The following is an 8,292-nucleotide window of genomic DNA, read 5'->3' on the forward strand; positions in this document are numbered from 1 at the left end:
CCCGTGAAGCGTCAACCCCATTCAGCGACCATTCTAAAAAGGTGGCGTGGTGAGGAATCGCCGTCCGTTTTACGGCGGCGAGGATGTCAAGGATTCTGCTACCAAAAAAGCCCAATTACGCAAACAACTAATTACCCAAAGACGAGCGCTTCCTAAGCATATTTGGCAAGAAAATAGTCAGCAACTTTGCAAAAATTTACAATCTTTACCTTTATTTCAGCACGCTAAAACCATTCTCGCTTACTTCAGTCATCGTCAAGAGCCGGATTTAAGTTCCTTATTTTGCCAGCACCATCGCTGGGGTTTTTCCCGTTGTGACGGAGATAGCCTGACTTGGCACTGTTGGACTGCCGACGATCCCCTAGAATTAAATCGTTATGGCATCTATGAACCAACAGCGATCGCTCCTCTAATTTTACCTGCCGAAGTGGACTTACTGTTAATTCCCGCCGTCGCTTGCGATCGCAAAGGTTATCGCTTAGGTTACGGGGGAGGTTATTTTGATCGTCTCCTACATTCCCCCGAATGGCAAGCTATCCCCTCGATCGGGATTGTCTTTGACTTTGCCTATCTCGATACCCTTCCCCTCGATATTTGGGACCAAAAATTACAAGGAATCTGTAGCGAGTCAAGAACCGAAATTTTTTAACAATTATTTCCCTATTCCCTTACACCCAATCCCCAGATATATTAAGTTTTATTGAATCCGATCGACGCTTAAGATAGCTTTGCTAGGATGAAGTTCACATCAGGAGATGTTTAAAGTAATCACTGGAAAAAGTTAACAGGGAAGCAATGAAACACTTTCACGAACCATGGATTCAAGAATGGTGTCAAGAAAACGGCTGGACAGAGCTATTTCTCGAACGCTACAGTAATTATTGGGCATTCCCTCCCAATGCCGTGATGCCAGAACCAATTCCCACCAAAGTGTTACAAAAAATTAAGCGCCAAAAAGGTCTATCTCCTGCCGAAAAACTTTGGTTAGGAGTGGCGATCGGATTGACTGTAACAGCTTTAATTCTCTGTGTCATCCTCGCTTGTCCTATGCCTATAGTTCTCGCTTTCGCTTTTGATGCTGTCACCGCAGCGCGATTGGAAGTGGAATATTAAGCAGGCAAAAATTGAGCAGCAAAAACCCAAAAAGGGGGAGATTTTTCCGAAAGTCTTCCCCTTTACCGCTTTTTTCTGGACAGGGACGATCGATCTGTCTTGAATCAGTAATCGGTGATCAGTAGTCAGTAGGAGAATAGAATATTAAGTGAGCAGTATTCAATGGCAGTTTTCTGCTGTCTTTTTACTGATTACTGTTTACTGTTTACTGATCACTGAAAAGTCCCCATGTCCGAATCTCGTCGCTTACAGTTTACCCCCGATCTGGAAATTTGTCGTATTTTGAACGGAATGTGGCAAGTTTCAGGGTCCCATGGTTCGATCGCACCCCAAAAAGCGATCCCTAGTATGTTTTCCTATCTAGATGCCGGTTTCACCACTTGGGATCTGGCCGATCATTACGGTCCGGCCGAAGATTTTATCGGTGAATTTCGTCGTCAATTAGTTGCCCAAAGGGGCATTGATGCTTTAAATAATCTGCAAGCTTTCACTAAATGGGTTCCCCGTCCGGGTAAAATGACTAAGGAAATAGTCGAAAAAAATATCGCTATTTCCCTACGTCGTATGGATGTGGATAGTCTCGATTTATTGCAGTTTCACTGGTGGGATTATCGCGATAAAAATTATCTAGATGCCTTATATTTTTTAGGAGAATTACAACAGGAAGGCAAAATTAAACACCTGGCCTTGACTAATTTCGACACGGAACATTTAAAAATTATTCTCAGCGCCGGGATTAAAATAGTCTCCAATCAAGTCCAGTTTTCCCTGATCGATCGTCGTCCTCTAGCTAAAATGGCGCAATTTTGCCAGGAACATAACATCTATCTACTCGCCTATGGTACTCTAGCAGGAGGCTTATTAGGGGCAAAATATCTCGGTCATCCTGAACCTAATGCCATGAGTCTCAATACCGCTAGTTTACGGAAATATAAAAACATGATCAATGCTTGGGGAAACTGGCAATTATTCCAAGAATTATTAACCGTTCTTAAAGCGATCGCTGATTCCTATCATGTCACCATTCCTAATGTGGCAGTGCGTTATGTTCTCGAACAAAAAGCCGTAGCTGGAGCAATTATTGGGGTACGTTTGGGTGTTGCTGAACATATCCAAGAAAATGCCCGTATTTTCGATTTTCAATTATCCCCCCAAGACTATCAAAAAATTGATCATGTCTTGCAAAAATCCCAGGATTTATTGCAGTTAATCGGTGATTGCGGTGATGAGTACCGTCGTTAACGAAGGCGGTCGGCGGTCGGCAGGGGCAGGAGTCCGTTTTTGTAACGGGGATTTATGCCCCGCTCCCAAAACTTTTCGCCTTAAGGTGAGGTTTTAGTCCCGATTTTTTCGATAAGTAGGTAGGTGTTAAAAATTGTCAGCTTCCCCCCCTTATCAAGGACGGATAACTGATAACTGATAACTGATAACTGATAACTGATAACTGATAACTGAAAAGAGGCTAATGATGAGATTTGAACAACCAATCCCCGATGATCCCGCTAATCAATGGCGCTATCAATTAGATCAATTCGTGCAGGAAAATCAACAGGAATTAGCCGGTTTGATGTGGGGTTTACTCTCGGAATGGGGAGAAGATGCCCAAGAAACCCTGGGCATCGATCTTAAACCCCAGCCCCATTTTGTCTGTTGTTCTAAGGAAGCTCTAGAGAAATTAAATCGCCAGGTTAATCGCAAAATTCAAGAGATGCTTGGGATTATTTATCGCTATAATCCCAGGGAAGAAGTGGCTATAGTCGCTATCGGTGATGGTCAGGTAAAATTGATTTATTTTCAACCCGATCTTTCCCCTCCTGAATGTTTTAATCGCCTCGAAGTGGATCTCGATACCCTCATTCAACAGTTAGAGTCCAAAATGCTGGCGGAAATCCAATCTTTCCCAATTTGATGCCGATTGCCAACGCAAAAAGTTGGCAGGTTGTCCCACCGATAAACCCGCTAATCCGATCGCTTTTCTGGGGGATTCTGTCCCTAGAAGAATTGCTGTTTCTAAATCACATATTCCCCAGTTAACTAAATTGGCTACTCCTTGTAATAAGGGTAAGGTTGTTCCCGCTAAAGTACCGTCAAAAAGTCTTGCTGTTCCCTGTTTAACTTCAATTTCTCTCTCGTCCCAAGGATAGACACCATCCCCTAAACCGATCGGTGCTAAAGCATCACTAACTAAGAAAATTCCTCGATGATAATTACTGGCTTTTAGTAATAATTCTATCATGGTTGCATGGATGTGTTGACCATCGGCAATTAACCCACAATAGACATCACGATTGATAATTGCTTCCCCTAATAAACCCGGTTGACGATGATGTAAAGGAGGCATGGCATTAAAGGCATGAGTAACCATTTTTGCCCCCTGTAAAAAGGCTTTTTTGGCTATTTCTTGACTCGCTTGCGAATGTCCTAAACTGACGGTAATTCCTCGATCGCTTAGGTATTTAATCACCGTACCGCTACTATCTAATTCTGGAGCTAGGGTGATAATTTTTACGATCGATAAGTAGTTCCCAAAGAGTTTATCTACTGTTTCTATACTTGGTTTTAAAAGATATTGTCCCGGATGCGCCCCCCTTTTTTCATAGTTTAAAAATGGACCCTCTAAATGTACTCCTAAAACCTGGGCGCTCCCTCGATTTTCCTGTTGCTGTTTCTCGATATATTTGGCAATTACTGAGAGGGATTTTTGAAATTTCTCCACGGACGTGGTGACTAGGGTGGGAAGATAACCATCAATTCCTTGATTCCCAAGATAATCGCTAATCTTATCTAACTTTTCTAGATCTGTTATTTCTAAGTCGGGAAATGCTAATCCTAATCCTCCATTGATCTGTAAATCTACTCCTCCTAACGATAGCCAATCCCCTTCCATATCGATAATCTTTTCCCCTTTTATCCTTCCCCCCATCTCCGTTATCCTCTCAATCTTTCCAGCAGCATTTATCTCTATTTGTTGTCGATCCTGATGGGCGGGAATTCTAGCGTTAATTAGGGTTATCATAGAAGCAGAAAACTAATTTTTTTTTATTATAATCTCAAAAAAAAAACTTTTTTTTTGATGATGCTTGACAAGTGTGCATTTTTTTGAGATACTTTTTTATATAATGGGAATCTTTGCGTTTGCGCTCGACTGCCCACATCCAATTGTATAAAAATCATCATAAAAAAATGATACCATAACCTGACCGCTCCCTGTCCAGAGATTGCAAAAATACTTTACAAAACAATTAAGTAGGGTCTGCTGAATAAATCTAAAAACCTTATCCAACAAGGTTTTTAGACTTTTTTGACCTCAAAAAGTGCCGACCCTTGGAGTGATTGGGGGGAAAACACCCCACACCCCAACCCCCAACCCCCAACCCCCAACCCCCACCGAAAAACTTTTTCAGCAGACCCTATTTAATTCCACCCACTTACAGCCTTTCTCCCGCAGTTCCGGCGTTCCCCAAAACCAGTGACTGTCAGAGGGAAAGCTTTGTCCTATAATAAAATTAAGACCTTATAAAAACTACTTTTTTAGCAATAAAAGAGTAGCAATGTCAGTATAGTCAGCGATTAGAGAGGGGTGTGTGTTGTTTAGAAAAATAGGGAAACAGACTCAAGAACCGCGTCGTATTATTATCGGAGATGTGCATGGCAGTTTTCAGACACTTTTGCGACTATTAAACCGAGTTGCTCCCGATAGTGAGGATGAGGTTTATTTTCTGGGAGATTTAATCGATCGAGGACAGCAGAGCTTGGAAGTGGTGAATTTTGTCATCAAAAATAACTACCAATGTCTCCTAGGAAATCATGAATATATGCTCTTAAAAGCTCTGACGGGAAAAGAAGTTCCTGAAAGATGGTTCAACGGCTGGATCGAGAGTGGTGGGGCGGCGACACTACTAAGTTATAATAACAATATACCCGCCGAGCATATCAATTGGTTCCAATCCCTACCCGCTTATTTAGACCTAGGAGATATTTGGTTAGTTCACGCAGGAGTACACCCAGAATATCCCCTTGAACAGCAAACAAACGAGCAGTTTTGTTGGATTAGAAATGAATTTCATACCATGACCCAACCCTATTTCAAGGATAAACTAATTATCACAGGTCATACTTTAACCTTTACCTTTCCCGATGTCAAACCGGGACAACTAGCTCGCGGCAGCGGTTGGCTAGACATTGAAACTGGGGTTTATCATCCTCAAAGTGGTTGGTTAACTGCTTTAGATTGGACAAATCAATTAGTTTATCAAGTGCAGTCTCAAAATAAAAATTGTCGCACGCTCCCTTTAGAAAAAGCCGTGGTTAATCTAGACATTGACAAGATTTCTCGCTACTATTCCCAGCAAAGCTCATCTAAATCGCTGAATATTTAATGGTGATCGGAAAAGAGAAGCGATAAAATCGGAAGGATCGGTTAAAATAGTTGATAATCTGATTAATACTCTTTGCTAATGACCCTTGAACTCTTATACCAAGCCTTCATCGAAACAATTCAACATCCTGACCCTGAGATAAATCTAGCTCGGGCAGCCCTACAAATAGCCAATTTTGAATATCCGCGCCTCAATATTGATCACTATTTAAATAGAATAAATTTAATGGCTGAGGAGGTAAAAAAACGTTTACCCGATAGATTATATCCTTTAAAAATAGTCAAGATTATCAATCAATATTTGTTTGAAGATTTACAATTTACTGGTAATACTCAAGAATACTATGACCCCCGCAATAGCTACTTAAATGACGTAATTGATCGCCGCACGGGTATTCCGCTCACTCTCTCGATCATCTATTTAGAGATTGCCAAACAGATCGATTTTCCCATGGTAGGAATTGGTATGCCGGGTCATTTTATTATCCGTCCCGATTTCGAGGAAGTGGAAATTTTTGTCGATCCCTTTCACGGTGGTGAAATCTTATTTAAACAGGACTGTCAAGAAAGATTAAGTCAAGTTTATCAACAGCCAGTTAAATTAGAAGAACATTTTCTCAATATTGCTACCAATCAGCAAATTTTATTACGTTTGTTGACTAATTTAAAATATATTTACCTGAATCGTCAACAATGGTCTCAGACAATTCGGACAATAGAGCTGCTACTTTTGCTCATTCCTAATCATCCCCTAGAGCTGCGCGATCGAGGTTTAGTTTACTATCAAATTGGACAATTTAGCCGAGCGCAACAGGATTTAGGCTTCTATCTCGCTCTCCTACCCAACGCTCAAGATGCGGAATCCATTCGGCAATTATTGCAAAAAATTAACTCTTAAGTCGACTGATTACTGATTACTGTTCACTGAAAAATCCCCCAACCCTTTACTGATAAATGATAACTAAGATGACTATTAGTCCTTCTGTCACCACGAAAAAACTCAAAATTGGTCAACTGCGAAAAGTCCATCATATCGCTTTCAACGTCAAAGATATGGAGGCTTCTCGTCATTTTTATGGGGAAATTTTAGGCTTAGAGGAATTAGTGGGGGAAAAAATTCCCAGTACCTTAAAAGAATTAGTTGCCCAGGGAAAAGTGGCCAATTTTATCACCCCCGATGGTACAGTAATTGACCTATTTTGGGAACCAGATTTAAACCCCCCCGACGACAATGCCGAAATCGCTTTTACCCGTGCCAACCATTTAGCCTTCGATATTGCTCCCGAATGCTTCGATTTTGCCCTAGAAGTGCTACAAAGTCAGGGAATTACTATTGCTAGTGGACCCGTGACCCGTCCGACTGGGAGGGGGGTTTACTTCTACGATCCCGATGGCTTTATCGTCGAAATTCGCTGTGATCCCGCATCTTAACGACTCAGAGGACGAAAACTGCGACTAAAAACCAGAAAAGTTAGGATAATCGCTAATATAATCGCCGTTATCGCAATTAAAGGCAGAGAGACCTGTTTAACAGCGATCGCCAAGAAAGCCCAGATAAACACCCCGATAAAAGCCCGATCTTTTCGGTTTAAACCGACTAAAATCGCGATTATTGCCCCGATAACCATGATTATCATCGTCCAGATACTAGGAGCAATTCCCCAACCGTTCCAGTTGGTCCAATCTAGCACCGAAGCGACGTTGACAATCGTGGCTACGGTAATCCAAGCGAAATAGATACTAATAGGAGCATTAACTAATAAACCCTGTTTACGATTGACAATAAAGCGATTAATTTCTAAGCGGAGATAAAGCCGGATGAGAGGAATTAAAATGCCTAGCATTGCCAGTAAAGACAGGATAAAAAAACGGGATTGAAAGAGAATTACCCAGAGAATCTGACAAGCACTAGCGATGGCTAATTCGTAGCCTAACCGACGCAAACGCGGTTCAGTTTTATTGAAAGCCAAAGCTTGGTAAATTCCCAGACTAATTAAACCCAGATAGATTAATCCCCAGATAGCAAAAGCATAATTAGCGGGAATAATTAAGACATCTTGAAAAACTGTATTCGAGATAGCCCCGATATTTTCGCCGTTGAGAGGGAAAATATTAGCGAAAATATTGGTGATAAAAGCCCCTAGAATAGCAAATAAATTTAGTTCTTGTCGGAGACGATCTCGATCAAAATTCATAGGTCAATCAAAGATGGAAAACATCATTTCGCCCTGAGCGGCCAATTGCCCATCGACTCTTGCTTCCCCTTGCATTTTAGCAATTTTATTCATCTTGAAGGATAATAATTCCACCGTCATGATTAATTGATCCCCTGGCACCACAGGACGACGAAAACGGGTTTTATCAATGCCAGCGAAGGCAAAAAATTTTCCTTTCATCCCGGGTAATTGGGTCAAAATCACTCCCCCCACTTGGGCCATGGATTCAACAATTAACACCCCCGGCATCAAGGGACGATTGGGAATATGACCGGGAAAAAAAGGCTCGTTGATCGTGACATTTTTTAGGCCAACGGCCTTTTGACCGGGTACATAGTCAATAATACGATCGACTAGGGCAAAGGGATAACGATGGGGCAGTAGTTGGCGAATTTCCTCGACGGTAAAGGTAGTTTTTATGACTGGTTCCAACTCGGTTAAGGCTTCGGTCACGATGGTCATCGAAAATTTTGGGTCTGAAACCCCGTCGTAGAACGACGGCTTTACTGTTAAATATTAACACATTTACGGAATATATGCTAAAATGTGAGACATGGAAAAAGCCTATTCTTACCGATTTTACCC

General features: G+C 41.6%; 10 protein-coding genes. 7 read left to right on the top strand and 3 right to left on the bottom strand.

Going from position 1 to position 8,292, the window contains the following annotated elements; all coding sequences use genetic code 11:
* The first annotated feature begins 49 nt into the window (after window positions 1–49).
* The 4 genes from BGL89_RS14650 (at window position 50) to ccmS (ending at window position 3,022) form a co-directional block, all read left to right on the top strand.
* On the top strand, window positions 50–649 hold the full coding sequence (locus BGL89_RS14650; protein ID WP_286826330.1) for a 5-formyltetrahydrofolate cyclo-ligase: 600 nt from the start codon (window positions 50–52) through the stop codon (window positions 647–649).
* 146 nt (window positions 650–795) lie between these two features.
* Window positions 796–1,113, top strand: a complete 318-nt coding sequence (locus tag BGL89_RS14655) for a slr1957 family protein (RefSeq protein WP_286826323.1) — start codon at window positions 796–798, stop codon at window positions 1,111–1,113.
* 228 nt (window positions 1,114–1,341) lie between these two features.
* Window positions 1,342–2,355, top strand: coding sequence for an aldo/keto reductase (locus BGL89_RS14660; protein WP_286826324.1), 1,014 nt, complete (start codon window positions 1,342–1,344; stop codon window positions 2,353–2,355).
* Between the two features lie 226 nt (window positions 2,356–2,581).
* Entirely contained in the window at window positions 2,582–3,022 is a 441-nt protein-coding gene (gene ccmS / locus BGL89_RS14665; RefSeq protein ID WP_286826331.1) for a beta-carboxysome assembly chaperone CcmS, read from the top strand.
* Here the strand turns inward: ccmS and nagA are convergent.
* Window positions 2,978–4,129 (bottom strand): N-acetylglucosamine-6-phosphate deacetylase, encoded by a 1,152-nt coding sequence (gene nagA / locus BGL89_RS14670; RefSeq protein ID WP_286826325.1) that lies wholly within the window; start codon window positions 4,127–4,129, stop codon window positions 2,978–2,980. The two genes, ccmS and nagA, sit on opposite strands and share 45 nt — an antisense overlap.
* A gap of 568 nt (window positions 4,130–4,697) precedes the next feature.
* On the opposite strand from nagA, the gene BGL89_RS14675 reads away from it, so the two are divergent.
* The 3 genes from BGL89_RS14675 to BGL89_RS14685 all read left to right on the top strand — a co-directional run bounded on the left by BGL89_RS14675 (window position 4,698) and on the right by BGL89_RS14685 (window position 6,922).
* Window positions 4,698–5,492 (top strand): metallophosphoesterase family protein, encoded by a 795-nt coding sequence (locus BGL89_RS14675; RefSeq protein WP_286826326.1) that lies wholly within the window; start codon window positions 4,698–4,700, stop codon window positions 5,490–5,492.
* A 78-nt stretch (window positions 5,493–5,570) separates the two neighbouring features.
* Window positions 5,571–6,389 carry a SirB1 family protein gene (locus tag BGL89_RS14680; RefSeq protein WP_286826327.1) on the top strand — a complete coding sequence of 273 codons (819 nt, stop codon included), beginning with the start codon at window positions 5,571–5,573 and terminating at the stop codon, window positions 6,387–6,389.
* A 68-nt stretch (window positions 6,390–6,457) separates the two neighbouring features.
* A complete protein-coding gene (locus tag BGL89_RS14685; protein WP_286826328.1) occupies window positions 6,458–6,922 on the top strand; it encodes a VOC family protein in 465 nt (154 codons plus the stop codon).
* Here BGL89_RS14685 and BGL89_RS14690 read toward each other — a convergent pair.
* Both BGL89_RS14690 and fabZ read right to left on the bottom strand, forming a co-directional pair.
* Window positions 6,919–7,686: a TspO-related membrane protein gene (locus BGL89_RS14690; protein ID WP_286826329.1), complete on the bottom strand. Its 768-nt coding sequence runs from the start codon at window positions 7,684–7,686 to the stop codon at window positions 6,919–6,921. The two genes, BGL89_RS14685 and BGL89_RS14690, sit on opposite strands and share 4 nt — an antisense overlap.
* A gap of 3 nt (window positions 7,687–7,689) precedes the next feature.
* Window positions 7,690–8,169 carry a 3-hydroxyacyl-ACP dehydratase FabZ gene (gene fabZ / locus BGL89_RS14695; RefSeq protein ID WP_012268022.1) on the bottom strand — a complete coding sequence of 160 codons (480 nt, stop codon included), beginning with the start codon at window positions 8,167–8,169 and terminating at the stop codon, window positions 7,690–7,692.
* Window positions 8,170–8,292: the final 123 nt, after the last annotated feature.

The organism is Microcystis sp. LSC13-02 (assembly GCA_002282935.1).
GTDB lineage: Bacteria > Cyanobacteriota > Cyanobacteriia > Cyanobacteriales > Microcystaceae > Microcystis.

Bases quoted from the DNA above. Each gene is read 5' to 3' on its own strand.
- BGL89_RS14655 (WP_286826323.1), top strand. From the start codon at position 796: ATGAAACACTTTCACGAACCATGGATTCAAGAATGGTGTCAAGAAAAC.
- BGL89_RS14660 (WP_286826324.1), top strand. From the start codon at position 1,342: ATGTCCGAATCTCGTCGCTTACAGTTTACCCCCGATCTGGAAATTTGT.
- ccmS (WP_286826331.1), top strand. From the start codon at position 2,582: ATGAGATTTGAACAACCAATCCCCGATGATCCCGCTAATCAATGGCGC.
- nagA (WP_286826325.1), bottom strand. From the start codon at position 4,129: ATGATAACCCTAATTAACGCTAGAATTCCCGCCCATCAGGATCGACAA.
- BGL89_RS14680 (WP_286826327.1), top strand. From the start codon at position 5,571: ATGACCCTTGAACTCTTATACCAAGCCTTCATCGAAACAATTCAACAT.
- BGL89_RS14685 (WP_286826328.1), top strand. From the start codon at position 6,458: ATGACTATTAGTCCTTCTGTCACCACGAAAAAACTCAAAATTGGTCAA.
- BGL89_RS14690 (WP_286826329.1), bottom strand. From the start codon at position 7,686: ATGAATTTTGATCGAGATCGTCTCCGACAAGAACTAAATTTATTTGCT.
- fabZ (WP_012268022.1), bottom strand. From the start codon at position 8,169: ATGACCATCGTGACCGAAGCCTTAACCGAGTTGGAACCAGTCATAAAA.